25 protein-coding genes are annotated in these 25,823 nt (G+C 63.0%); 5 read left to right on the top strand and 20 right to left on the bottom strand.

Annotated features, from left to right (window positions below; genetic code table 11):
- Complete coding sequence (locus L0U80_RS20215; protein WP_233869030.1) at positions 1-618, bottom strand: LysE family translocator; 618 nt, start codon at positions 616-618, stop codon at positions 1-3.
- Between the two features lie 312 nt (positions 619-930).
- Here L0U80_RS20215 and L0U80_RS20220 point away from each other — a divergent pair, with 312 nt between their 5' ends.
- Positions 931-1,338, top strand: a complete 408-nt coding sequence (locus tag L0U80_RS20220) for a DUF302 domain-containing protein (RefSeq protein WP_233869033.1) — start codon at positions 931-933, stop codon at positions 1,336-1,338.
- 94 nt (positions 1,339-1,432) lie between these two features.
- Here L0U80_RS20220 and L0U80_RS20225 read toward each other — a convergent pair whose 3' ends face one another.
- The 15 genes from L0U80_RS20225 to L0U80_RS20295 all read right to left on the bottom strand — a co-directional run bounded on the left by L0U80_RS20225 (position 1,433) and on the right by L0U80_RS20295 (position 16,522).
- Positions 1,433-1,717, bottom strand: a complete 285-nt coding sequence (locus L0U80_RS20225) for a hypothetical protein (protein ID WP_233869036.1) — start codon at positions 1,715-1,717, stop codon at positions 1,433-1,435.
- Between the two features lie 404 nt (positions 1,718-2,121).
- Complete coding sequence (locus L0U80_RS20230) at positions 2,122-3,003, bottom strand: 2OG-Fe(II) oxygenase (RefSeq protein WP_233869052.1); 882 nt, start codon at positions 3,001-3,003, stop codon at positions 2,122-2,124.
- Positions 3,000-3,674, bottom strand: a complete 675-nt coding sequence (locus L0U80_RS20235) for an SEN1982 family lipoprotein (protein WP_233869055.1) — start codon at positions 3,672-3,674, stop codon at positions 3,000-3,002. Before L0U80_RS20235 ends, L0U80_RS20230 begins: the two co-directional genes overlap by 4 nt.
- A 35-nt stretch (positions 3,675-3,709) precedes the next feature.
- Positions 3,710-5,179, bottom strand: coding sequence for a cytochrome-c peroxidase (locus tag L0U80_RS20240; protein ID WP_233869058.1), 1,470 nt, complete (start codon positions 5,177-5,179; stop codon positions 3,710-3,712).
- A gap of 129 nt (positions 5,180-5,308) precedes the next feature.
- A complete protein-coding gene (locus L0U80_RS20245; RefSeq protein ID WP_233869061.1) occupies positions 5,309-7,708 on the bottom strand; it encodes an alkaline phosphatase family protein in 2,400 nt (799 codons plus the stop codon).
- A 737-nt stretch (positions 7,709-8,445) separates the two neighbouring features.
- Positions 8,446-8,784 (bottom strand): cupin domain-containing protein, encoded by a 339-nt coding sequence (locus tag L0U80_RS20250; protein ID WP_233869064.1) that lies wholly within the window; start codon positions 8,782-8,784, stop codon positions 8,446-8,448.
- Between the two features lie 95 nt (positions 8,785-8,879).
- A complete protein-coding gene (locus L0U80_RS20255) occupies positions 8,880-9,311 on the bottom strand; it encodes an OsmC family protein (protein ID WP_233869067.1) in 432 nt (143 codons plus the stop codon).
- A gap of 46 nt (positions 9,312-9,357) precedes the next feature.
- Positions 9,358-10,146, bottom strand: coding sequence for a c-type cytochrome (locus tag L0U80_RS20260; RefSeq protein WP_233869071.1), 789 nt, complete (start codon positions 10,144-10,146; stop codon positions 9,358-9,360).
- Positions 10,143-11,768 carry a cbb3-type cytochrome c oxidase subunit I gene (locus tag L0U80_RS20265; RefSeq protein ID WP_233869074.1) on the bottom strand — a complete coding sequence of 542 codons (1,626 nt, stop codon included), beginning with the start codon at positions 11,766-11,768 and terminating at the stop codon, positions 10,143-10,145. The genes L0U80_RS20260 and L0U80_RS20265 overlap by 4 nt, the downstream gene beginning before the upstream one ends.
- Positions 11,758-12,330: a cupredoxin domain-containing protein gene (locus L0U80_RS20270; RefSeq protein WP_233869077.1), complete on the bottom strand. Its 573-nt coding sequence runs from the start codon at positions 12,328-12,330 to the stop codon at positions 11,758-11,760. The genes L0U80_RS20265 and L0U80_RS20270 overlap by 11 nt, the downstream gene beginning before the upstream one ends.
- 18 nt (positions 12,331-12,348) lie before the next feature.
- Positions 12,349-12,531, bottom strand: coding sequence for a hypothetical protein (locus L0U80_RS20275; protein WP_233869080.1), 183 nt, complete (start codon positions 12,529-12,531; stop codon positions 12,349-12,351).
- Positions 12,532-12,541: 10 nt separating this feature from the next.
- A complete protein-coding gene (locus L0U80_RS20280; RefSeq protein WP_373322236.1) occupies positions 12,542-13,825 on the bottom strand; it encodes a c-type cytochrome in 1,284 nt (427 codons plus the stop codon).
- A gap of 13 nt (positions 13,826-13,838) precedes the next feature.
- On the bottom strand, positions 13,839-14,522 hold the full coding sequence (locus L0U80_RS20285; RefSeq protein ID WP_505880159.1) for a c-type cytochrome: 684 nt from the start codon (positions 14,520-14,522) through the stop codon (positions 13,839-13,841).
- 402 nt (positions 14,523-14,924) lie between these two features.
- Entirely contained in the window at positions 14,925-15,911 is a 987-nt protein-coding gene (locus tag L0U80_RS20290) for a zinc-dependent alcohol dehydrogenase family protein (protein WP_233869083.1), read from the bottom strand.
- A gap of 224 nt (positions 15,912-16,135) precedes the next feature.
- Positions 16,136-16,522: a YybH family protein gene (locus L0U80_RS20295; protein ID WP_233869086.1), complete on the bottom strand. Its 387-nt coding sequence runs from the start codon at positions 16,520-16,522 to the stop codon at positions 16,136-16,138.
- Positions 16,523-16,875: 353 nt separating this feature from the next.
- Between L0U80_RS20295 and L0U80_RS31550 the strand changes: the two genes are divergently transcribed.
- Together L0U80_RS31550 and L0U80_RS20300 are read left to right on the top strand one after the other, a co-directional pair.
- On the top strand, positions 16,876-17,001 hold the full coding sequence (locus L0U80_RS31550; protein ID WP_267954851.1) for a hypothetical protein: 126 nt from the start codon (positions 16,876-16,878) through the stop codon (positions 16,999-17,001).
- Positions 17,002-17,232: 231 nt separating this feature from the next.
- Positions 17,233-18,330 (top strand): NAD(P)H-dependent flavin oxidoreductase, encoded by a 1,098-nt coding sequence (locus tag L0U80_RS20300; RefSeq protein WP_233869089.1) that lies wholly within the window; start codon positions 17,233-17,235, stop codon positions 18,328-18,330.
- Between the two features lie 109 nt (positions 18,331-18,439).
- On the opposite strand, the gene L0U80_RS20305 is transcribed toward L0U80_RS20300, so the two are convergent.
- Both L0U80_RS20305 and L0U80_RS20310 read right to left on the bottom strand, forming a co-directional pair.
- The gene (locus L0U80_RS20305) at positions 18,440-19,318 is read right to left on the bottom strand and encodes an ADP-polyphosphate phosphotransferase (protein ID WP_233869092.1); all 879 of its coding nucleotides are present in this window, start codon (positions 19,316-19,318) and stop codon (positions 18,440-18,442) included.
- A gap of 260 nt (positions 19,319-19,578) precedes the next feature.
- Positions 19,579-19,845, bottom strand: coding sequence for a hypothetical protein (locus tag L0U80_RS20310; protein WP_233869095.1), 267 nt, complete (start codon positions 19,843-19,845; stop codon positions 19,579-19,581).
- 171 nt (positions 19,846-20,016) lie between these two features.
- Between L0U80_RS20310 and L0U80_RS20315 the strand changes: the two genes are divergently transcribed.
- Positions 20,017-21,465: an MFS transporter gene (locus L0U80_RS20315; protein ID WP_233869098.1), complete on the top strand. Its 1,449-nt coding sequence runs from the start codon at positions 20,017-20,019 to the stop codon at positions 21,463-21,465.
- 236 nt (positions 21,466-21,701) lie between these two features.
- On the opposite strand, the gene L0U80_RS20320 is transcribed toward L0U80_RS20315, so the two are convergent.
- Together L0U80_RS20320 and L0U80_RS20325 are read right to left on the bottom strand one after the other, a co-directional pair.
- Entirely contained in the window at positions 21,702-22,289 is a 588-nt protein-coding gene (locus L0U80_RS20320; RefSeq protein ID WP_233869101.1) for a hypothetical protein, read from the bottom strand.
- A 174-nt stretch (positions 22,290-22,463) separates the two neighbouring features.
- Positions 22,464-22,934, bottom strand: coding sequence for a hypothetical protein (locus L0U80_RS20325; protein ID WP_233869104.1), 471 nt, complete (start codon positions 22,932-22,934; stop codon positions 22,464-22,466).
- Between the two features lie 483 nt (positions 22,935-23,417).
- Here L0U80_RS20325 and L0U80_RS20330 point away from each other — a divergent pair, with 483 nt between their 5' ends.
- Positions 23,418-25,823: a poly-beta-1,6 N-acetyl-D-glucosamine export porin PgaA gene (locus tag L0U80_RS20330; protein ID WP_233869106.1), complete on the top strand. Its 2,406-nt coding sequence runs from the start codon at positions 23,418-23,420 to the stop codon at positions 25,821-25,823.

Raw genomic sequence — 25,823 nt, forward strand, 5'->3', positions numbered from 1 at the left:
TCACAGACCGGTCACATGCGCGAAAAGCGGATACATCGACACGACGAGCGTCACGGCCATTGCGATGTTGAATGCGCGCAGCCGCAGCGGATTCGAGAGAAAGCCCCGCACGCCGGTGCCGAAGGCGGCCCATATACAGATGCACGGCAGGCCGAGCACGTAGAACAACGTGGCCATGAGGACCGTGTTGACGCCGAAATCGGCGGACAGCCGGATCGTCGTGGCGGCGGTGAGCACCATCATCCATGCTTTTGGATTGACCCACTGGAACGCGATCGCTTCGTGAAAACGCATCGGTCGACGCTCGCCGTCGCGCATCTTCAGTTCTCCAGATGATCCGATCTTCCACGCCAGATAAAGCAGATACGCCACGCTTGCGACTTCCAGCACGTTATAGAGCACCGGAACGCGCTTGAGAGCTTCACCGAGGCCGAAGCCAACCGACAACATCAGCACGACGACACCGGCACTGATGCCAAGCATGTGCGGTATGGTGCGGCGAAAGCCGAAATTGACACCGGACGCGAGCAGCATGGTGTTATTCGGACCGGGCGTGATCGACGTCGCGACGACGTAAAGCATGCCGGCGGGCAGGGCGCTGAGCAATATGGGCGACATGACACAAGACTCCGGGGTAACGATGCCGGGTCAGTGTATCTTCCGGATGCTGTACAGTACCGGTACGGTTTTAAGTGTATGTAGCGGTACGGATCGGGGGCGGATGCGCGTGAAGTGTCCGGCGCAAAGCGCTGCAGCTCTGGATTTGCGCGTGGGCCGCGATCCGCCAGCGGATGACGCGTCCAGTCGGGATTCAGCCGCCCGCGTTCTGGTCTACAGTCTGGTTCAATGCGCCGCCTGGCGTCCTTGCACCCGCGCGATTCGTCCGACCCCGTGCCGTGCACACGCCGGCCTGCATGAAGGAGCTTCGCCATGACCGGTCATGCGCCACATCCCTCATCTGTCTTGACGCTCATGAGCGCCTACGACCTCGACACAACCATCGCGAAGCTCAAGACGGCGCTGGCGACCGCAGGTGCCACTGTTTTCGCCGACGTGGACCAGCGCGAGGCGGCGACACAGGTCGGGCTCGAACTGCGCCGCACGCGGCTCATCCTGTTCGGCAATCCGAAGGCGGGCACGCCGGTGATGGTCGCGAATCCGCATTCAGCACTCGAATTACCGCTGCGCCTCGTGGTCTGGGAGGATGACGAAGGGCGCACGCACGTGGACTATGCCGATGTCACGCAGACGCTCGGTCCGAACTACGGACTCGACGCCGCGCTGCTCGCGCCGCTACAGCGCGTGCCAGCTTTGCTGCAGGGCGCCTTGCAGTCATAGACTGCGCCGGTACGTTCGTTACGACGTCCGGCCCGGCGGCTGCGCGTCTTTTCGTTGTTTATCGTTGCAGCCGCCGGGTCCATAGACTCGCGAATCATTGGCCGGCAGGTACTTCGCAGGTCGAGTGTGGCCAGCACATCTTGCCTGTGCGCATGTGGCCGGTCGACACGCGGGTGCCGGTCATGCCATGTGTGTCGGCTGCACCGCCGTACGACATGTCGGTGGTGGCCTGGGCCGACATGTCTGCATTCTGGGTCATGGCCTGACGGGCTTGTTCTTCCGCTACCGGTTCGGTCTTCGACCTGGAATGCGCGGTGCCGGGCGCCCCACCGGCCACGGCCGCGAGGCTCAAGGCGATCAGCGCCAAACGGATCTTCATTTCCACACTCCTTCTTCGACGCGCCGTGCGCGACTACGCGCATCGCTCACCTGCGGCGATACCGGACGGCGCGCGAGAGGTACGCGAGAGGCACGCGCTCTCGTGTCTCGCGAATTCGAAAGAAAGTCGGGATGCCGGCTCGATGGCCCGGCTGCCGAACGTGTTAACTGACTACTCCACGGGCATGCGCCCACGCAACTGGGGGCGGCACAGCGCGGCGCGTCGCAAGATGGGGGGAGCTGAGGGCGCAGAGATTATCCGCACTGCCCTTCAGTTATAGCTTGCGCGTGTGAGACTGCAACACGCGCGAGCCGCGGCGGCGATGTTCGAGGCGGCGCTCGAGCGCGTGGCATGGGTGGATCCGGTGACCGGCCGTGACATCGAGGCCGGCTACCGCAGCGCGTCTAAGCCGTAGCGGGAACGAATTCGCGTTCGCGGATCCACTTGACCGCGATCCATTTCTCGCCAGCAAGCACCCTGGCGCCGGAATGCAGCGACATCGGATCGGTGCGCCCTTGCGCGTTGCGGTATTCGAAGAAAAGCGCCTGGCCCTGGCGCGGCAGCACCGAGAAACCTACGTGCGGAAAGCCCGTCTCGCCGCCCGAGTCCACTTCGTTCAAGTACATAATGATGGTGGCCACCCGCTGTCCGCTGCGGGCGATCGAGGCCTTGTTGGCCTCGTTGGCGGGCAACAGGAAGTCGAAGTGCGGGGCGCATTCCGTGCCTTGGGGGTAGTGCAGGATCTGCAGGCCCTCGGCGTTCTCGACAGGATGGCCGGTCAGCTCGGCAACGCGCTGCTCGATCCGTGTTATGAGGGGTGTCTCGCCCCGCCGGAAAAACATGCCCGAGCTGTTGCGATGGTCTGCCGTGCGGTCGAGTCCGGTAATGGGATCGGTGATGGTGGAGGCCTCGAGTCTCGGGCGGGCCGAATCGATCAGCTGTCGGCATTCACCGGCATCGATGACGTTGCCGAGCAGCGCCACGAGAGGCCGCTTCAGGCGCGCCAGCACCGGCACCTTGCGTCCGTTCACCTCCAGCACCGATGCATCGCCTATCGAACTCGGAGCGCTCACGTACTGAGGCGGCGGTGCACCGAGGGTGAGCTTGCCTTCCGGCATGGGATCGCCATAAAGCAGCGCGTTGGACACCGCCTGCACCATGGCGACAGCCAGATCGGGCTCGACCTTGCTATCGATCAGCGAACGCGCGACGGCGTCGGGCTGGACGCCGCGCATCAGGTTTTGCGCGATCCAGTCGCGCACTTCGTTGGCGAAATCGACGATCATCGAACGAAATATTCTTCCGCCACCCAGCCATCTTTGGTCAACCGCACACCCTCGCGCAGTTGCATCGTGCCGGCGCCTTCGATCACGCGCGCGACCATCGGGAACACGCGCTGGAACTGAGGATCCCTCGCAAAAGGCGCCGGGTCGATCTTGTAGGTGAAGAGCACCGAGGTCCTGGTCTGGCCGTCGTGGGTCTGGGGCGGCTCCCAGCCCACCACTTTATCGAGCGTCAGCGTGGCCACACAGAAGTCGGCGTCGTGCGTGACCGTCTTCCCGGGCATCGCCACCACCATCGTCTTGTGCACGTAGAACTTCTGGCCTGCGTCGGTCAGCGCGTACTCGCGTCCGGGCGCCCTGATCTTGATGCCGTCCTCGCCGGTACGTTCGACCATCATGGCGTTGCTCTTGACGAGGCCCAGCTTTTCCATCACCGGCAATTGGACCGCATCGCGGGAATGCGTGAGTACTGCGTCCTGATCGGCCACATGGATGGGCCAGTCGTATTTCGCCACGCACAGGTGACCGCGGTCGGCCAGGTAGGTGTTGATGGTCTTCGTGAAGTTCGCCGCGTTCGGCTCTGCCGGATTGCCGTGGCAGCCGGCGAGCATGACGAGCGCAGACAAGGTAACGCCAACGCCCGCGCCGCGGACGGTATTCGAAAATGGCTTCATCAGAAAAGAGTCAGTCGAAAATAAATAAGGGCAACCTAGTTCACGCAGGTACCGGTGGTGGGCTGCGTCGCGGGCGGCTGGTAACCGTCGCTCAAGGTATTCAGGTAACACACCAGGTCCTGCACTTCCTGGTCGGAGAGTTGCGGCGCCGCATGGACGGCACGCGGCATCGCGCCGTTGATCGCCGTGGTGCCGCCCACAGCGGTCTGGCCCTGGCCCATCGGCAGTTCCTCGTCGATGTTGCCTTGGTAGGTTGAGGGCAGGTCGTTGAACTTGTTCACTACCGCGCCGGCCGCGTAGGTCGGTTGCAGGGCATACGTCGGGTTGTGCGTGACCTGGGTCGAATCGCCGCCCGTGGACGGATACCAGTACTCGGGGTTCGTGTCGCGCGTGTTGTAGAAGCGGATCACCTGCTCCAGCGAATGAAACACGCCGTTGTGGAAGAAGGCGTTGCGTGATGCGATATTGCGCAGCGTCGGAACCTTGAAGCGGCCGCAGAACGGATCGGGATTGATCGTGCCCGTGAAGGGATCCGGTCCCGCGCCGCTCAATGCCGTGCCGGGCGTGTGGTCGGTATACGTGCCGGCGTTGATCGGGCCGCACAGACCCATGTCGTAATAGCTGGCGTCCTGGTTGGCCGGGATGGGATCCGGGTTGCCTGGGATCGACGTATCGTTGCGCGGCGCACCGATCGCCTGGTACGTGAAGTCGGTGCCCAACCGGATCGAGCCGTTGAAATTGGCGCCCATGTAATGGCAGGCCACGCAACCGGCGCCGGAATCCGTATTGTTGAAGAGATTCATGCCGCGAATTTCAGCCGCCGTCAGCGTGCCGCCGATCTTGTTGTTCGAATACAGATCGAACTTGCTGCTATAGGGCGCGAAGTCGGGATCTTCCTGCTGGTAGGCCTGAAGTGCGAGCCCAATGTCCGCGAATGCCGTATCGGTATTGCCAAAAACGGCCGGACCGTACACCTGCTTAAAGAGCGCGGCATACGAGGAGTTCTGCACCGCCTGCACCACGACGGCCTTCGAAGCGTTGTTCATTTCGAGCGGGTTCAGCAGCGGCATGGCCGCCTGATCGGCCAGCGAGGCAGCACGGCCGTCCCACATCAGGCCGCCGCCCGGTGCGTTGGCCGTGATGCCGTCAGGGTTCGATGCGGTGTCGCTGTAGTCGGGCGTGACCTGCTTGTAGCGCAGCGAAGGCACCGCGCGCTGGCCCTGTGCCAGCCCGTCCGAGCCGAGCTGCACCGAGAGACTGTTGGGCGGGCCGTAGGCAAACGCGGGATCGTGGCAACTGGCGCAGGCCATGTTCTTGTTGCCGGACAGCGTCTTGTCGAAGAACACCTGCTCACCGATCTGCGCAGCAGGGCTCAGTGTGCTCGCGGGCGTCGCGCCCCCCGTGCCGCCGCCCGACGAAGACGACTGTGACGAGCCGCCTCCACCGCCGCAAGCGGCCAGTGTTAACAGAATGGCGCCCAACGCCGCCGCATAAAGCTTGCGCATCGCTTTTCCTTCCCGCTTTCTTCTTTTTCGGTAAAACGGCTGGCGGGGGAGCGGTTGAACCGTTCCCCCGCGCCGGCTACAGCCAGGTGAGTCGCACGCCTGCGCGTGCCTGGTGCTTGACGCTGGTTGTTACTTGATCGCCCACAGGTTCTTCTGGGTCGTGTCCGGACCGACTTGCGCCGCGTCGGTCACGTCACCCGTCTGGAACTTCTGCGTGTAACCGGCCGGAATCGCGTAGGCGTGGTTCATCGGACGAACCGAGTCGTAGTGCGTGTCGGCGCTGCCAACGTACTCAGGCAGATTGGCGATGTTCTGCGCGATATACGATTCCGTGTACTTCGAACGGTTGGCGTACGAAGCCGGAACACCCGGGTCGGCCAGCTGGAACATGTCCTGCAGCGTGCGAACGAACGAGAAGTGGCTGTACGTATCGCTGTCCGCGATGCCCTTCGGTGCCGTGCCTACGTCTTGCTGGTTGGTCAGCAGAACGAAGATCGAGTTGCCGTGGCCCTTGTTGCCGAGCCCGTAGTTCGACTGCACAGCCGACCAGGAACCATCGGCGTTCTGCATCTGCGTGGCCTTGCCGCCCACGTCCCAGCCGCAGCACGAGCTGCCAGCCCCGTTCGACGTACCGTTGCCTTCGTCGAACATGACCACGATGGCGACGTTGCGCTGCTTGTTCTGCCACAGCGGCGAGGCCTTGATCTTCTGCACCACGGCGTTGGTGTAGTAGTCGGCGCGGGTCAAGAGCGAATGGATCGGAACGCTACCGCTTGCACTGGCCGTGTCCGAACAGGTGGTATCGCTGCCGGTGCCGTGCAGGTCGTCACACTGGTCAGGCATGATGAAGTTCAGGGTGCCGACGTCGCCATTGGCCAGGTCGGTGCTGAACTGGTCGACGTTGTAGCCGGTCGGAACCGTGTAGAGCGTGTTGGCGGTCAGGTCGGCTGCCTTCGTGTAGTACTGGGTGCCGAAAATCGTGCGGTTGTTAGCGAAGAACTCCGGCTGATTGCGCACGTTCTGGTAGGCCATGCCCGGGTGGTGCTTGGTCTTGTAGAGCGACTTGACCATGGCGATGGCCGTGCCCGTCGTAGAGATCGACCCATCGGTCGCGGTGTACGCCGACACTTCAGCGGTGTCACCGAGGCTGTCGGCGCGCGGATCCTGACCCGGGTTCATGGATTCGCTGTACGTACGCCACGTCATGCCCGCGTTCGAAATCTGCGTGAACAGGTTCGGGGCGCTCATGATGTTGTGGTTGGCGTGGTTAGCGGTGCCGTCCGTCGCGCATTCCGCGCCCGTAGTCGTCTTGTTGCTGTTGGACAGCAGGTCCGTGACGGGCACGGTGACGCCGCCAGCGGTGGTGCCGATGATCGGGTCGGCAGACGTCACGGCGACGTGAGACGGCAGGGGCTGGCCGTCGGACGCGGTGCCGCCGGCGAAAGCCTTGTCCGTCGGGGTGTTGGCGCCGATGGCGGCGCAACCCCACCAGTCGTCGTCGCTGATACCGAAGTCGTCCGCGCCGCCGAGCGCGGTGTAGTTCGGCTCGGACGGGCTACCCGTCGCGAAGTAGGTCGAGAAGTAGTTGCCGTTCGTGATCATATTGTTCACTTGCGGCATGGACGTCGAACCCTTGACGCGGTTCGTGCTGCTGTTTTCCAGCATGATCACGAAAATGTTGTCGTAGCGCGGAACGGCTTCGACGTTGAACGCAGCCTGCTGGGCCTGCGCGAAGTTGATCGTCGTGCGCGTGTCGGCCGGGATGGTTTCGCCAGCGGTGATGCCGGCAACGCCGGTCAGCGTGGGGTCTCCTCCGGCCACGGCCAGCGCGTCGGGGTACTTGTCGCCGCGATCGAGTTTCGTCGTGGCGTAGGTGTAGCGGTTGGTCAGCGCGTTTTCTTCGAACAGCACGCTGTATTGCTCGGCACCGGTCAGTGTGTTCGGGTCGGCCAGGACGTCGGCGGCGGGCACCGTGACGGAGGCGGTGTTGAATGCCGGGCCGGACAGGCGCGTCGACAGATTGGCCTTCTCGGCCGCGTACGTGGTGCTGTTGGCTTCGACAAGGCGCTGCACTTCGCTCGACATCGGGCTGATCACGACGTTGGCGGCGCCCTGGTCGGCGATCTGGGCGGTCGAGGCGCGCAGGATGAGGTGGCCGGCGACCTTCGCACCCGAGGCCGTGTTCGTGGCCGCGGTGGTGATATTGGCGACGAGCTGGCCCGAGGCGCTCGAGGTCAGCGAGAAATGCCCGCTGTTGTCGGTCGTCGTGGACGGTTCCCCGCTGTCGAGCACACCGTTGCCGTTGGTATCGACGAACACGGTGGCGCCGGCGTAGTAACCGGCCTTCATGGTCGGGTTGCCGGTCGCGCTCGCGACGAAAGAACTTGCCGCCACCACGCCCGAATAGTTCGTGCTCGTTGCGGTATTCGAATTATTCGAACCACTGGAGCCGCCGCAAGCTGCGAGTACGCACGCAGCGGCAACGGACGTTAGACAGAGCGCTGGGCGCAGGTTGTTGTGCGATGACATGTAGGGGGACCCTGTGTTGGATGTATTGACAACCGTTTTTTTGTAGAGCGCGACATTGCGACGCACACGAATGATAGGAAGGGTCTATGTAAGAAATGTGTCGGTTTGGGCTAAGAATTGACAGGTGGGCCCTGCGCTTGGCTGTTCGCGTTGTTAGGGAAAATCCCGAGTGCACCGGCAAGCAGGGCCAACACGGGCTGGTCTCCAGCGAGACTCACCTAACGGTTTCGGGCGCAACAAAAAACGCGCTGCTCGTCGATGAAACGCTCGAAGCATTTGTGCGTGCGACGCGGTATCCGGCTGTGGCGGGAAGCCGCGGATCGAGTGCGGAGGGACGGCGCTTGTCGCGTCATGATTGGGGAACGCGCATTTGCACGAGGCGAGTCCGGATCGATTCCGCTAGCGGGTGGTAACACGGACTAACGGTGCGGGGCGACCCGGGCGTCGTTGCCGAGCCGGTTTATCCGGCGCGTGGCGAATGCGGGTGTGGCAGATCCAGGGGACTTCGGTGATTCGTTCGGATGAAGCGCTGGCAGCCGGTTTAACGTTTGCTCAGTGGGGGAGGACTGAGGCTCGTTCGCCCGCGATTGCAGAGACGCCGGGGTACGGTTATCGATGTGCTGAGTGCCTGACGCGACGCGATGGGAAGACTAGCGTAGCGCCCGCCGCGTCACGACATGCATCGAAAGGTGACTAGACGCTGCGTCAGCCGCGCCTGCCCCGTTTCTATCGCGCCGTTACGCCTTCTCGCTCGCGAGACGGATCGTCACGATCAGCGAGGCGTCGTCGAGCGCCTCCAGCGCGTGCGGCGTGCCCGCTTCGAGCAGCAGCATGTCGCCCGCGTGAATCGTCCGCGGCTCGCCGTTCACGGTGAAGCGCACCACGCCTTCCACGCATTGCACGGTGATCTCGCCCGGCGTGTGGTGTTCGGCGAGCTGCTTGCCCGCGGGCAGCACGATACGGATCACTTCAAGCTGTTTCGAGCGGATCAGCGTCGTAGACTTTGCGACCTTCAGCGCGCTGCCTAGCGGCCTGACGTCGAACGGCTCGCCGGGTGACGCATGGGGAATGGCCATAAAAATCTCTCATCCGGTGACACCGGCCGCGCGCCGGTCATGCACGATGTGCACCCCGCACCGATGGCCGGCAAGCAACGCGGCGCTCCGCACGCTCACGAAGCAAGCGTTGCTTTCAGCGTGATCTTCGCGTTGTTGGCGAATAGCTTCGACAGCGGGCAATTTTCCTTCGCAGCCGTCGCGAGCTTTTCGAAATTGGCCTGATCGATGCCCGGGATTTTCGCCGTCATGTCGAGATCGCACGCCGTGATCGCGAAGCCTTCGCCCACCTTGTCGAGCGTAACGGTCGATTTGGTTTCGATGCTGTCGGCCTTGAAACCCGCATTGGTCAGGAAGAGCGAGAACGCCATCGTGAAGCAGCCCGCATGCGCGGCGCCGATGAGTTCCTCGGGGTTGGTGCCCGGCCCGCCTTCGAAGCGCGATGCGAAGCCATACGGCGCGTCTTTGAGCACGCCGGTCTGCGTGGAGATCGTACCTTGTCCGTCTTTGATGCCACCGTGCCATCTGGCCGATGCCGTCTTCTGCATGATGTTTCTCCGCTGTATCGGGAAGGGATGCGCTTGCCGCATCGACTCAAGGCCGCGGCTGCCCGGCAAACCAGGCCGCTGCTGCATCGATCTCCGCGAGTGTCATGTTGCGCGCGATATTGCGCATCTGCTCTGAGTAGTCGTTGTGCCGGGAGCCGTCCGCAAACGCAAGCATCTGTGCCTTCGTATAGGCCGCGGGCAGACCGTCGAGCGACGGGGCGCCCGTCATGAGCTCGATACCGCCGTGGCACGAAGCGCACGCCGGAATGTTACGCAGGGGCGAGCCGTGCGCCACGATCGGGGGTGGCGCGCCGTTCACGTGCACGGGGCGCGGCAGCGACGAGTAGTAGGCCGCGAGGTCGACTATGTCCTGGTCGGAGAGGTTGCGCGCCATCGGCGACATCACCGCGCTCACGCGCACGCCACTGCGGAAGTCCTGCAGTTGCTTGTAGATCGAGGTCGCGGGTTGTCCCGCGAGATTCGGCGAATTCGCCTCGCTGATGCCCTGCGGTCCATGGCACATCGTGCAGCGCAGCGCGAGCGTCGCGCCGCGGCCGATCGAGAGTTGCGTGGGATTGTCGAGCAAGTGCGGCGTGAGCTGGACCGTGCTGACCCTGTTGCCTGGCGGGACAGCCGATTCGACCGGATGCCACTGGCGCGGCACGCCCGCGGCGCTGCAGATCGCGTTCCAGATGCCCGTGAAGTACGGATCGGTTTTCACGGAAGGCAGCCACACGAACCCAATCAACACCGACACGATGAACGCCACAATCGTCGCGCCCACCCCGGCGCGGAACCACGGATTGCGTAACGAGAACAGCGTATCGTCGTTCATCGCAGCGCTCCAATGGGGATCGCGGGTACGGACGTGTTGTTGTTCGCGATTGCCTGCGCGATCGGATAGGCGTAATTGGTGACCGTGAGTGCGATCATGAGCACGATCCACAAGGCGAAACTGTTGAGCGCGACGGGCAGTGTGTGCGGCTCATGGACCGGCGTGCTGAAGCGGTATTCCTCGAGCGCGATGTGCTCGCCGCGATGGCCTTGAAGCAGCACGATGATGAACAGGATCCCCGAAATGACCAGTATCAGCCCGCCAAACACCGAGATCACGACGAGCATGGCCTGCGGCGCGATCGCGGGATCGGTGAAGTCGAAATAGGCCATGCGGCGCGGCATGCCCATGATGCCGACGAAGTGCCACGGAATCGTCGTGACCATCATGCCGATGAACCACAGCCACAGTTGCCAGCGCATGAGCCGCCAGTTGTTGAGCGCGCGGCCCGTGAGATGCGGCCACAGATCGTAGGCAATGGCGAAATACATGATGACGATCGCGCCGCCGAAAATCAGGTGGAAGTGGCCCGTGATCCACTGCGTGTTGTGGATCGTCTGGTCGAGCTGGTAGCTCATGTTGATGAGGCCGCCCGCGCCGCCGAGGCCGAGCATGACGAACGAGAACGCGACGGCGAGCATCTGCGGATTGTCCCACGGCAGCTTCGCAATCCAGCCGAACGTGCCCGTGCCGCCGCGAAGGCGGCCCGCGATTTCGATCGAGGCGCAAATCGTGAAGACGGTGAGCAGCGTCGGCACCGATACGAGCGCCGTGAACACGGTCTGCACGAACTTGAAGCCGGAACCCACGTGCGGATCGGTGAAGAGGTGATGCAGGCCGATCGGCATCGCGACAACGAGGAACAGGATGAATGAGATACGCGCCATCGCATCGCTGTAGAGCCGCCCGCCGATCGCGCGCGGCACGATCGTGTAGTAGGCGACATACGCGGGTATCAGCCAGAAGTAGACGATTGCGTGCAGCGTCCACGAGAAGAACACACGCGCGAGGCCGGCGTCGATGGTCGTGCGCAGGCCGAGCGCCACCGGCAGGATCTGGAACAATACCTCGATCGCGGCACCCACGGCGGTCCAGCCCCACAGGTAGGCGCCCGCGGTGATGGAGAACATGGCGAGCGGTACTGGCTTTCCCGGGTTATCCCGTTTCCAGCAGTGGCAGTTGACGGCCATGAGCGCGACCCAGACCCACGAGCCCACCACGACTAGCACGACACCGATGTAATAGAACACGTTGCCGATCATCGGCGGATAGAACGTGAAGAGCACGGAAGCGAGTCCGAGCAACACAGTCACGGACGCGGTGACCCCGCCGAGCGCGACCAGGATGAAGCCGGTCCATGCCCAGCGCACGCCGATGAGCGGCCGCTTGAGCGCGAGTTCGCTGACCGCGTAGCCAAAACCCATCGCGACCAGTGTGGGCAGCGCGTAACCCATCACGGTGCCGTGCTCGGTGACCGACCGGTAATACAACTCGGGGTTCTGCAGCCACGGATGCAGCGGGCTGCGCACCAGCATCTGCCACGCGCCGAGCAGCAGCGCGACGCCGAACAGGATGAACGCGAGCCAGAAGTGAGCCAGGACGAGTCGCTTGTTATTTAACACAGCTGAGTCTCCCCGCGTTGCCGGCCTGTGTGGCCATCTGCATGAACGAGTCCTTGTCGATGACCTTCACGTGTGCCCACATGCCCTGGTGGCCTGGGCCACAGTACTCGTGGCAGGGCATGAGGTGGTCGCCCGTGCGATCGAAGGTCGTGCGGAACGTCGATACATAGCCCGGTTCGAGCATCGTATTCAGGTTGGTGTCGGTGATGAGGAAGCCGTGTATGACGTCGGCACTAGTCGCGCGAAACGTGATCGGCACGCCTGCGGGCACGAGCAGGCACTGCGGCGTGAACGAGTATTCCTGAGCAATCAGGCGCACTGTCACCGAGCCGTCGGTCTCGACAACGCTGCCGAGGTTCGGTTCGACGAATTCGCCGCTCATGTGCAGCGAGGTGACGTCGACAGTCTCGACGCGTGACGGCGGCATCATCGCCCAGTGCAGGCCGGTGAAGACGACCATCGCGACCAGTACGGACACAAGAAGGACCATCGCCACTGCCCAGCGGCGCTCTACGCGGGCGGCGACGTCGGCACTGGCATGGGGATCGGTTGGGCTCGACATGGGATCGGACCGTTTTATTTATTGAATGACGCCGCGAGGCAGGAACACCAGGAAATAGAACGCGAACCAGATGATCGTCACGATGGCCGTTGAGACGGTCGCCAGCGCGAGCGCGCCACCCGGCCCGTGCTGCACGATCTCGTCGACGCGCTCAGCCAGCGGGCGTTCGCCTGGTTTTTCGGGAACAGGGGACTCGATCATCGTGAGCGCCTCAGAAGAGCGGCGCCGCGCGCAGTGCGTTCACTTCGCGCACGGACACCGGCGTGCCGTGATTGCCCCACGCCGTGCGGATATAAGTCACCACGGCCGCCACTTCCTCGTCGGACAGCAGCTGGGCGAACGGCGGCATGCCATAGGGCGTGGGATTCTTGATCGTGCCCGGCGGATAGCCGCCGTTGAGCACCATGCGGATCGGGTTGACCGCGGAATTCATCTGGATCGACTGGTTGTTCGCGAGCGGCGGGAAGGCGGGCGGCATGCCCTGGCCTTCTGCCGCGTGACAGACCGCGCATTGCGCCGCGTAGATTTTCCTGCCGAGCGGCACGAGACGGGCCGCTTCTTCGGCGTTGTAGGTGCTGCGCGGCGAAGTGTCGACTTCGTTTGCGTGGCCTGGCAACGCCTTCAGATAGACCGCCATCGCACGGATGTCTTCGTCGCTGAGGTACTGGAGGCTGTTCTTGACGACTTCGGCCATCGGCCCATAGACGGCGCCGCGCGTGCACACGCCCGTTTGCAGCAGATCGACGATCTCTTCGATGCTCCACTCGCCGAGACCGGCTTCCTTGTTCGACGTGAGCGACGGTGCGTACCAGTCCTGCATCGGAATCAGCCCGCCCTGGAACTGCTTCGACGTCGAAACGCCGCCGAGCGCATTGATCGGCGTGTGGCACATCACGCAGTGGCCGAGCCCCTGGACGAGGTAGGCACCGCGGTTCCATTCCGCCGACTGGGCAGGATCCGGTTTGAATTCACCGGGCCGGAAGAACAACGTGCGCCAGCCGATCAGGAGCGAGCGCTGGTTGTACGGGAAGCGCAGGTTGTGCTCGCGATTCGGCTGGTGGATCGGCGGCGTCGAGAGCAGGAATGCAAAGATCGCATCGGAGTCGGCGCGCGTGACGTTCGTGTACGACGCGAACGGCATGACGGGATAGAGCAGCGTGCCATCGCGCGACTTGCCTTCGTGCAGCATGCGATAGAACTGGTCAGCGGTCCAGGCGCCGATGCCGGTCGCCTTGTCCGACGAGATGTTCGGCGAATAGAACGTGCCGAATGGCGTCTCCATGGCGCGGCCGCCTGCGAACGGCTTGCCGCCGGGGTTCGTATGGCAGGCGATGCAATCGCCCGCGCGCGCGAGGTATTCGCCCTGCGCGATTTTTTCGGCCGCGCTGCCGGGCGCGGGCGGCGTGGCCGTCTGGGCGCGCACGAGCGCGCCGGCCGCGCACAGCGTCGCGACGAGGAGCGGGATACCGAATTTGAGGGATCGAAGTTTGCGCACGTCGAGGCCTCGGCTAGTTGGGGACGCTGCCGCAGGCGATCGGCAGTGGCGCGGGCGCCGCAGGCGTCGGATCCGCGGGCGCGGGCTGCACGGCGAGCCACGCGGCGATCGCCGTGATCTCGCGGTCAGCAAGGCGCGAGGAGATGTCGTGCATACAGTTGGGGCTTGCCGTGTGACGCGTGCCGTAGCGGAACGCGCCCAGTTGCGCGCTGATGTAATCGGCGTGCAGGCCGACGAGGCCCGGAATGGCGGGGCGCATGCCCGTGAGCTCGGCGCCGTGGCAGGCCGCGCAGGCCGGCACTTTGCGCTGCGGCGCGCCGTGCAGGACGAGCTGCTTGCCAAGATCGAGCGTGGCGGCGTCGACCCGCGGCGCGGCGGGCGCGGGATAGGGCGGGTGCAACTGCGCGAAGTGCTCGGCCATTTGCTTGAGGTACGCGTCGGGCAGATAAGCGAGCAGATAGTTCATCGGCGGATAACTGCGTCCGCCGTCGCGGAACGCAATCAGCTGATTGAACAGGTAGCCGGCGGGCTTGCCGGCGAGACGCGGGAAGTAGTCGTTGTCGGTGCCTTCGCCGTGTACACCGTGGCAGGCGGCGCAGGCGAGCAGGCGTGCCTGCATGGTGTCAGGCGCGCGCTCTGTGGCGGGCGGTGCCGCGAAGAGCGGCGCCCACGGTCCGAGGAGCACAAGGACGAACAGGACGATTCGCTTTCTCAAAGACGCCCTCTTGCGGTTGTGACAGCACACACCCGATGCAATCCGGTATCGATGAGGTGCCGGGTCGTGCCGTGCTATGGGCTAGCTGGCGTTCCCGTAAGCATCCTCTCGGGGGACATTATGGGAGAAAAATCGAGGCAAGCGGTGCGAAGGTGTACAAAAAAAGAGAACGACGCCGGGTTTGTACCCGGCGTCGGTATCACGTTAGCTAACGACGCCGGCATGCGGGTGCCGGACGACGCGCGAGCTCTGCCGAGGCAAAGGCCAGGCGCGATCGTTGCAGAGGGGAGGAGCCGCAAGACGAGGGGCGGCACAACTAAACAGCGCGATACAACGACGTGCAGCCATTTGCCTGACTTTACGTAGCGCGCTCGGCTTTTGCACTCAGACTATGTCGACGACGATCTTGCCGCGCGCGCTCGCGTCAACGAGGGCTTCGTAGCCCGCTGCGGCCGTGCGCAGATCAAAGCGGCGAGGGTCCACGCGCGGCGTGAGCTTGCCGGCCTCGGCCAATTGCGTCGCTTGCGCGAGTATTTCGCCGTGATGCGCCCGATGCTGTCCGCTCAGCAGCGGGTAGAGCGTAAACACGCCCGAGTAGGTGGCCTCGCGAAACGAAAGCGGCGCCAGTGCGTGCGAGCCCCAGCCGAGCGCGCTTACCACGTGCCCGAAGTGCCGGACTGCCGCGAACGACGCGTCGAGCGTCACGCCGCCTACCGTATCGACCACAAGATCGAAGCCCGTGCCGCCTGTGTGCAATTGCACATACTCTTCTACGCCTGTCGCTGAGTAATCGATCGGTGTGGCGCCCAGTTCTTTCAGGATCGCCTGGTTGCGCGTACTGGCCGTCGCGAAGACTTGTGCGCCGAGTGCGAGCGCCAGTTGAACGCTAACGTTCCCGACACCGCCCGCACCGCCCTGAACAAGCACTGTTTGCCCGGCTTTCAACCCGGCGCGATCGACGATGCCGGACCACGACGTGATGAACGCGAGCGGCAATGCAGCAGCTTCGCGTATCGACAACCTGGCGGGTTTGTGCGCGAGCAGGTCGGCATCGACCGCCGCATATTCGGCAAGCGTGCCCTGTATGCCGCCCACGCCGCCGGTCATGCCGTACACGGCATCGCCAGGTTTGAAGCGCGTTACGCCCGCGCCGACGGCTTCTATCACGCCCGCCATGTCGATGCCCAGCACGAGCGGCAACGGATGCTTCGCGTGGGCGGCTTTGCCGGCACGGATCTTCGTATCGAGTGGATTGAGTCCAGCCGCGTGGATCCGCACCAGCACTTCGCCTGGCAACGGGGCTGGACGTGGGAGTGTGGTGAGTTCGAGCGGGCCGTCGTAGCGGTCGAGGACAAGGGCTTGCATGGTCATGGGCGTGGCCTTTTCAGCTGATTCGGTGACATGGATGTGGACGCATGATGTCGAGCGGCAGCGCGCCTGAGGCGACTGACTCTCGACGCGACGCAAACAGTCTATGAATAGTGCCCCTGATGTTGAATGCCGTGCCGGCTCAAGTTCATGCGCGATCGTCTCATCGGCGAGACGGTGCACGGGGCGGCGGCATGGCGGTTTTTTCGGCGTGAATCTGTGCTGCGCTATGGCTTCACATCGACGAGATTCGCATCGCGCGCAAGCAGCCAGCGACCGCTAGCGTCGCGGCGCAAAAGCGTGAGCGTATAGCCCGCGCGCCGCACGGCTTGCACGGCGCCAGGCGGGGTCACGCTGATGTCGATGTAATTGCGGATGAAGGCCCAGTCGCCCAGTACCTGGAGCTCGACGATCCGCGCCGTGCCGTCGATGTGCATGCCCGCCTGCGACGCCGACGCGGCCGCGAATTCCGCCTTGCCGAACGGTTCCATGCCCGGGACCATGAACACCACGTCGTCGGTCATCAGGCTCAGGACTTTCGCGGTGTCGCCGGCGCGGCTGGCGGCCATCCAGGTGTTCACGAATTCGTGTATCGCGCGTTCGTCAGCGGTCATCGTGCGCTCCGTAGCGTGTGCCAATGTGCACGATTCTAGCCACGTATTCGCCTTGCGTTAGACTCGATCGGCCCATGCCGCGTCAGTCACCATAATCACACCGGTCACGACAAAAATGGACCGAATCGATGCGATGGACGTGTTCGTCGCCGCGCTGGACGAAAACAGTCTTGCGGGCGCGGGTCGGCGGCTTGGCCTTCGCGCAATTGCAGCGCATTACCGACCACGATTGAATCGCCAGGCGGAAGAATGACTTCCGCATGTCGTGGATTCTCTCTATTTGCTGACTAATCTAGAGTCGTTTCCATCGACCCGAGGCGCCGCGTGCGGCGCTGACGCATGGAGAGCAAAAAATGCAGCCCGCAGCCCTCAATCCCGCCGCGCAGGCGTCGTTCAACGTCTGGAGTGCCACCGTGTCCGGCGCGGGGGCGAGCCTGATCGGCATTGGCCTCGCGCGCTGGGTCTCGTGCCTTACATGATCCGAAATGGCTCGCCGCCCCCCCGATCGAACGCGTTTGGCGTGCCGGACGACGCTGCGCGCAACGCGGCTTGGTGTATTGGCCGACCGTATCGGCAGCAGGAATATCATGGTTAATTGATTGCCGCTGGCCGCGATGCTGGCGGTGTGTAGCATACTCGCGCATTGGGCGCGCGGATGGTAGCCGTTTCCGGCGACGCGCAGGAAGGGGGTGATTCATGGAGAAATCGAAATGACAGATTCATCAGGAAACCGAAGCTTGTTGACCCTGCTCGGCATCGAAAAGCCGATCATTCAGGCGCCCATGGCGGGCGTGAGCACGCCCGAACTGGCGGCGGCCGTGTCGAACGCGGGTGGGCTTGGGTCGCTCGGCCTCGGCGCGATGAATGCCGATGCCGCCCGCAAGGCTATCCGTGCGACGCGCGCGCTGACCAGCAAGCCGTTCAATGTCAACGTGTTCTGCCATCAGCCCGCGCGTGCGGATAGCGCGGTGGAACGCGCATGGTCGGACTGGGTTGCCGACGCGTTCGCGCAATACGGTGCGACGCCTCCGGCCGAGCCGCAGGAAATCTACACGAGCTTCCTCGTGGACCGCGCGATGCAGACGATGCTCGTGGAAGAGCGGCCCGCGGTGGTCAGCTTTCACTTCGGTCTGCCGTCGGCCGAAGTGATCGCCGAACTCAAGCAAGCGGGCTGCAAGCTGCTGGCAAGCGTGACGAGTCTCGACGAAGCGAAGCAGGCGGAAGCGGCCGGTGTCGATGCCATCGTCGCGCAGGGCATCGAAGCAGGTGGCCATCGCGGCGCCTTCGATCCGGATACCGACGATCGCCTCGGCACATTCGCGCTCACGCGCCTTCTGGTTCGCGCGAGCCCTCTGCCCGTGATCGCGGCGGGCGGCATCATGGACGGTGCGGGCATCGTCGCGGCGCTGGCACTCGGCGCTCAGGCCGCGCAACTTGGCACCGCGTTTGTCGCGTGCGCGGAAACGGCGATCGACGAGGGGTATCGCCGTGCGCTGCTCGGTGAATCCGCGCGCCGCACGACATTCACGAAGGCCATCTCAGGACGGCTTGCACGCAGCATGGTCAACCGCTTCACGCAACTCGGCGACGATCCTCGCGCGCCGCAAACGCCCGCTTATCCGATTGCGTACGACACCGGCAAGGCGCTCCATGCGGCGGCGAAGGCGAAGGGCGAGTTCGGCTACGGCGCTCAATGGGCCGGACAAGCCGCGGCGCTCGCGCGTGGCTTGCCGGCTGCGGAGCTGTTCGCGCAGCTCGAAGACGAGATGCGCGTGTGCCTGAAAGCCATGCGGGAAATCCAGATCTAGCGTGGGGAATTACCCGACTGCGGGCGTCCGCGCGTTCGAGACCGACGACGGTTTCGACGCGCGGATTTTGTTGAAACAGAAGCGAGGTGAATGAATGATGCAGTGTGAACTACACCGCTTCGTTCACCAGTTGCTCGCGGATCTTGAGCAGTTCGGCGCGCCGTTCCGCGGTCGTAATGGGATAGCTCAGCTTCAGCTTTTCCAGCGTGTCGACGATGATCTGCGAGACGATTAGCCGGGCGTCGTCCTTGTTGTCAGCCGGAACGATGTACCAGGGCGCCTGTTCCGTGCTGGTCGCCGAGATGCATTTCTCGTAGGCATTGGCGTAACCCTCCCAGTATTCCCGTTCCGCCATATCGGAAGCGCTGAATTTCCAGTTCTTGGACGGATCGTCGATGCGCTCGAGAAAACGCTTGCGCTGCTCTTCCTTCGATAAATGAAGGAAAAACTTCACGATACGCGTGTCGTTGCGGGAGAGATGGGCTTCGAATCCGGCAATCGACTGGTAGCGGCCATTCCATAGCGACTTGCCTGACCCGACTGCGGGCGACAGCCCCTCGCCGCCGAGTATCTCGGGATGGACACGCACGATGAGCACCTCCTCGTAGTACGAGCGGTTGAAGATGCCTATGCGGCCGCGCTCGGGCAGGTCGCGCGAAGTGCGCCAGAGGAAATCGTGCTGAAGCTCCTGTGCGCTCGGGTGCTTGAAGCTGTACACCTGACAGCCCTGCGGATTGACACCCGACATGACGTGCTTGATGCAACCGTCCTTGCCGCCGGCATCCATCGCCTGAAAGACGAACAGCGCGGCGAAGCGATTGTCCGCATAGAGCTTGTCCTGCAGTTCACTCAGCTTTTTGACGTGCTCGGCCAGTGCCGCGCGATACTCGTCCTTCGTCTTGCACAGGGGCTTCACGCGTGTCGGCCATTTCTTGAGGTCGACGGTTTGACCCTCGGGTGCGCGGAAATCATCGGAGTGTATTTTCATGGCGGCCGCTCAAATGGAAAATCGCTACCAGGTATGGAAACGTTTCGAGCGTAGCATCGTTCGACCGTGCCGGCGATCGTCGATCATTCGACGCGTCAATTTCATAGCGGAATGAACACGTTGAATTACGCCTCGTCAGGAAGTCGTGAACGATGGCTCTTGCCGACGGTGTCTTCTACGAGCACGACCGTGCCCGCCAGGGCGTCGAGCAGCAGACAGAACGAACGAAAGGGACGGCGGCTATTGTCGGTGCGTAGCGATCAGCTCCGTCCCGAACGCCTCAGTCGCTTGATCACAAGCACGCAAAGCGCAGGCACATGAACCACGCCGAGGCCGGTCACAAACACGGCCCACGGGGGCGCCGCCGTGCCGGCCAGCATGGCTGACAGCACGCCGAACACGATGCCGACCATCAGCAGCATCGCGTGCGCGATGAAGCGTTTCTGGCCTCTACCCGTGAAGCGAGGAATGTTCACGTGGACATAGGCGACGATAAGTAATGCCACAGTGGCGACCAACGCAGACATAGCGATACCTGTTGCCTTCTACAATGTTTTGTTCATGATCCGGAGGAGGCTGCATTGTAACGATACTCGCCAATGTTCGGATAAGGCCAGGTACGCCGCGTGCTTGCGAGGCGCGGCGATAGTCACGCAATAGTTACGCGATAGTCACGCAACCGTGGATGTCCCCGTGCGATGAACACCACCGAAATGTCCACCGTCATCGAGACTGACCTCCCTGCGCGCCTCGACCGTCTGCCATGGGGCCGCTTTCACGTGCTGATCGTCCTGGCGCTCGGCGTCACCTGGTTGCTCGACGGGCTCGAAGTGACGCTGGCGGGGGCGGTTGCGAGCGCGCTGAAGACGAGCCAAACGCTGCATTTCGATAACACGCAGGTGGGCCTCACCGGTAGTGCCTATATCACGGGCGCGGTGTGCGGTGCGCTCGGTTTCGGCTGGCTCACGGACCGGCTGGGGCGCCGCAAACTGTTCTTCGTCACGCTCGCGGTCTATCTGCTTGCCACCGCGGCTACCGCGTTTTCGTGGAGCTTCGCGAGTTTCATGGCGTTTCGCGCGTTGACCGGCGCGGGTATCGGCGGTGAGTACGCGGCCATCAATTCGACGATCCAGGAATTCACACCGGCGCGCGTGCGCGGATGGACCGATCTGGGCATCAATGGCACGTTCTGGGTGGGGGCGGGCATCGGAGCTGCGGGCTCGCTCGTCCTGCTCGACCCGCACTGGCTACCGGAGGACTGGGGCTGGCGCGCGTGCTTCTTCATTGGCGCGGTGCTTGCGCTGATCATCTTGCCGATGCGTACGTGGATACCCGAAAGCCCCCGCTGGTTGCTGACGCACGGCGAGCATGACAAGGCTCGCACTGTGGTCGAAGCGATCGAAGCGCGCTTTCGCGAGGCTGGCCATATCCTCGCTTCCACCACCACCAAGCCGCTACGTCTGCGCGCGCGGGGTCATACGTCGATACGCACGGTTTTACACGTGATCTTCGTAAGGCATCGCAGACGCGCGCTCGTCGGCCTCTCGCTGATGACCGCTCAAGCCTTCTTCTACAACGCGATATTTTTTACCTACGCGCTCGTGCTCACGGACTTTTATCACGTGCCAGGCGGCGACGTGGGGCTCTATCTTTTGCCGTTCGCGCTCGGCAACTTTCTCGGTCCGCTAGTGCTCGGCCGACTGTTCGACACGCTTGGCAGACGCACGATGATTTCCTCGACTTACGCGCTGTCGGGTCTGCTGTTGACGGCAAGCGGCTACCTGTTCGCGCAGGGCTGGCTTACCGTGACGACGCAAACGGTCGCGTGGATGGTGATCTTCTTCTTCGCGTCGGCGGCGGCGAGTTCGGCTTATTTGACCGTCAGCGAGTCTTTCCCACTTGAAATTCGCGCGCTCGCGATTGCGGTGTTCTACGCATTTGGTACTGGGCTCGGGGGGATTGCAGGCCCGGCCTTTTTCGGCCGGCTCGTCGATACGCATCAGCGCAGTGAAGTGTTCATCGGCTACCTCGTCGGCTCCGCGCTGATGCTCGCCGCAGCGCTGATCGCCGCGATATGGGGCGTGGACGCGGAGCGCAAACCGCTCGAGCATGTCGCTACACCGCTTTCGGCGTTGCCGGATGAGTGAGCGGTCGTGTAGCACGTAGGGTGCGTAACGGCACCCGGTGCACTCGCGTCAGCGTGTGAAAGTCAAAGATCGCGTTTACCCGAGGCTCGACGATAAATGGAAAGCCCTCGATAAATGCTTTTTCAGCCGAGCGATAAGTCAGGACCCGAATTGAAGTTTCTCGCCTGCATACAGAACGCTGACCAATTTAATTCAGAAAAGCACGCGTCAGCCATTCTGGATTGACGATAGCGTTATCAATGCCGGTATATACCGGGCATATAGCTCGGGAAATCGTAGCGTGTCGTTGTTGCGTAGCGAAGCACGGGCGGGCGAGGGACGCGCCGATGCACATGCTTCGTCATTCGCTTCGGTCCCGGAGGTGTGACAGAGACCGGAGGAATGTCTTGCGGCTGAACGGTTGGCGCCACGGCTGGTGCGTTCGCGGGGACCCATCCCCCGTTGATCATGGCCTGGGTAAGCAGCGCCCTGGTTTCGGGCGTACTGCCCCTTCGGGCGATGACGCCGCTAGTCGCTTCGATCACACAATCCCATTGAGCGACGGCTGCGCAGGCGCGCGCGCGCGCGAGCAGAATACCGGGCCCGTCGAACCGGGGCGCCGCCGCCTGGTCACTCGCGGCCACGGGCGCGTTCGCTACCGGACCCGAGAGTGTCGAGTGATCCGGTTCGGCAGGCTTCGCACGAGCATGGTGGTCGCTATCGTACTTCGCGCCGATCGCGAGCATGAGCAGGTAAAACGAAAGACTCAGGCCGAGGCTGAGCCATGCTCCTGCAGTGAGGCGCTCGGGATTGTCGACGCTATCAGCGGCGCGGGTGTCTGACACTTCTACATCGTCCGCCGGCGTGTCGTCTGGCTCTCGTTCGTGGTGTTTCGGCATCGCCATGGCCCGCGTTTCCCTCCGGTGCTGGGTCTCAAGCCGCAATGACGCTCAACGTCATGTCGCCCTGCGTATCACGCAGTTGCGCACGCGTAATGCCCGGTATGTGTCGCGGTCGCTCTACCACTTTATCCGGGCGTTCATGTTTCCAGTCTGCACGATCTCGAACTTCATTTCGCCACGATATGTGCCTTCTATACGGTAGTCGGCCTCCGGTACAGAGAACAGACAGTGAGGACCTGCTGCAACGAAATCCATCAGGACGCGGCCGTGTCGCCGAACCTTGACCGCGACGTCGGAGAGCAGTGCACCATCGGCGGCGGACACGAACGATATCGCCATGTTGAAAGGATGGTCCGGATCGGGCGAGGTGACGTGCGAATCGATCCCGGGTTTGCCGCACACGTAATAGAGCATCTGTTGCGGCGCGGGGTTTGCCGAGGGTGGACGCGGTGCCGCAGGTGCGGCGGTTTGCATGCTCTGCGGTTGCGCTGGCTGTGCGTACTGTGCTTTTACAGACGGCACGTCAGTGCACGCGATGAGCAGGATGCCAGAAAGCGCAAGCAGATCGCGTTTCTTGAAGACCACCATGATTGATCTCCCTGGCGGATGATCAAAAGGATAGGAATCGACGGAGCGAAATGCAACCTTGGCGGGCTTGAAGGAGTCTCCGGCGGTGCTTTCACTTTATAGCAGCAAGCTGCTCGCGTTGGCCCAGTCGCCGTACAGTTGGGATGTTGAACGGCTTAAAACGAAATAAATTCTCCATCGGCGTCAGACACGCAAAGACACGCAAAGGCGCGCCGCGGGCAAGCAGTTTCTTCAATCAGACAAAAGCCGGACGTCCGGCTCCATTGCGTGAATAAAGTCTCGTTACAGATTTTACTGAGCTGAGGTTAGCTTTCCCGTTCCCGTCGCGAGTACCTTGTTTACTGCATCCGATTGCGTATTCGTTCAACTGATTGATGTAACCATCCCGTCCAGTTTTTAAGCATTAGTGTGCCAATTGAGGCACATCGATTGCGCCAGGGGACTCGCATTTTCGCGTTTAACTTTCGGCAGGGAACTGGTGACATGAATGAGAACAAACATGTATATGCGGCGCCTTCGCAGCGGCAGCTGACAGGTTGCGCGCGCGCAGCCATCCTGCTTTTGTCCGCCTTTGCCGCGCTCGAAAGCGAAGACGTAGTGGCGATGGAGTCGCGTGGCGAGAAGCCGGTGGTGTACGTTGTCGCGCTGGCCGACGCACCTCTCGACGCGTCTCCGCCGAGTCGAGCCGTGATGTCCGATGCGTTCGGCACAACGATCTACGCGGTGGCCGTGGCGTCACCGTCTCCCGAGGAGAGGGCAGGCACCGCGCCCATACCGGTGACCGCCCCGGTTGCGCGTGAGTCTGAAGCGCCTGCGGAAGAAATCGTAGCGCAGGCGCCTAAGGAGCAGATGAGTACGCAGCCGCTCGCCCCGACGAGCGGGTTGAGTGCGGCACCCGCTGCCGGCACGCCAACACCTGCTAATCCACGGGATCAGGGACCCCAGCCTGGATCGCTAGGGCAGATCCCTCCAGCAGCTGCTGCTGGGCAGCAGAGCCTTCAACCTAACGACGCGCTGCGCCAAAGCGTCCTCGCACTTGCCACCAGTGGCGGCGCGATTCGCGCACTTGAACAGGCCAAGGCGAGACCCGATGTGTTCTCGCCGGTCGACATCGCGCAGATCGAGGAACTCAGCATCCGGCAGGAAGTGAGGGGTGGTCGGGACAAGGTTCGTTCGATGACGAGTTCCGATCGCTTCGATGCACTCGATGCGTCCATTCGCAAGGCGGATGAATTCGACTCGCGACTGCCCAAAACGCCGGAATACGCGCAAGTGCGTGCATCGCTTGCCGGCGACCGTACTGTCGCCTTCGCGGCGCGCGGGAGGATGGAGGATGCCGTCGCCGCGTTCGAATCGATCCCGCAGCAGTCCGAGGTTTCGGTCGAAGCCCTCGCAGCGGTGGGTGAGGCCTATTCCTATCTGCAGCAACCGGCGAAGGGGGAGCAGGTCTATCGCCGCGCGATCGAACAGTCAGCCTCGGTTCCCGCCGATGCGGCGACGCTCGGATATCAGTACGGCACGCACACGCGTCTGATTGATTTGCGCGAAGGTCTGTTTTACGCGCTCACTGACCAGAACAAATATGCGCAAGCCCAGCAGGTGCTCGACGACATCCAGCATTCGCTGCCACCGGCCAGTGAGGTTCATCCGTGGGACGTTGCGAACGACGACTATCTGCGCTACTACCGCCTGCTCGCGCAGTTTCAGATCTACGAGGGCCAGACGAGTGCGGGCATGGCCGGACTGCAACGTCTTGAGCAACAGGTGCCGTTCAACTCGGAAGTGCGCAACGCGCAAGCCGACGCGACGCTCGGCATGTCCCAGACGCGGCACGCGCGCGACATGTACTCCGCAACATTGACGGACCACCCGGACAACATCGAGAGCCTGGCGGGGCTGGGCCGGGCATCGCTTGCGCTGGGCGACTATGCAAGCGCACGCCGCATCAACGATGCCTTCGACGACACGTTTCCGGAGAACGGTTCCGTGCGCAGTTTCAAGCGCGACTTCGCGGCATACCGCGCGCCAGTGCTGTCTGTCGATGCAAGTGGCGAACATGGCAACTCGGTGTTGGCGGACAACCAGTTCAGCATCGACACGACGTTGTATTCGCCACCCATCTACGACTATTGGCGCGTTTTTGCCCATACGTTCTACGGTTATGCGGACACGGATATTGGCAACATCAGCCGTACGCGTGTCGGTGCCGGCGGCGACTATCGCAACGGACCGCTGACCGTGACCGGTGAGGTGACCCGTTCGATGGGCGGCAATGGACGAACCGGCGGCAACGGCGAAGTCAGCTTTGCGTTCAATGACTATGTGTCGGCCAGCGCGGGGGTCGACAGCGACTCCAATGCAATTCCCTGGAAGGCTTACGTCCAGCATCTGTGGGGGAAAACCGCACAGTTCAGCTTGAATTTCACTGACACCGAACGGCGTTCGGCGTCCGTATCGTACGGCGCCGCGCGCTATAGCGACTCCAACTTCAATCAGGAGATTGCGTTGAGTGGGACACAGCGTGTATTTACCGCTCCAAACCAGTTGGTGAATCTCACACTGAATCTCAACACGAGCAGCAACACGATCACCAACGCGGCGTACTTCGCGCCTTCGCGAGATTACACGGCCGAAGTGGTCGCGATGCACCAGTGGGCGATGTGGCGCAGCGGCGAAAAGGCCCTGGTGCAGCGCACCTATCTGATCGTGGGCGCGTATAACCAGCGCGGCTTCGGCACGAGTGCGGAATACGGTGGACGCATCGAACAGGCGTGGACATTCAGTCACGACATCTCGCTTCTCTATGGCGTCGGCGTACTCAGCCACGCCTACGACGGTTCGCGAGAAACGTCCGTTACTGCCTACGCCGCGCTCACGGTGCCGTTCTGA

The sequence above is a fragment of the Paraburkholderia adhaesiva genome, assembly GCF_021390575.1.
In the GTDB taxonomy this organism is placed as follows: domain Bacteria; phylum Pseudomonadota; class Gammaproteobacteria; order Burkholderiales; family Burkholderiaceae; genus Paraburkholderia; species Paraburkholderia adhaesiva.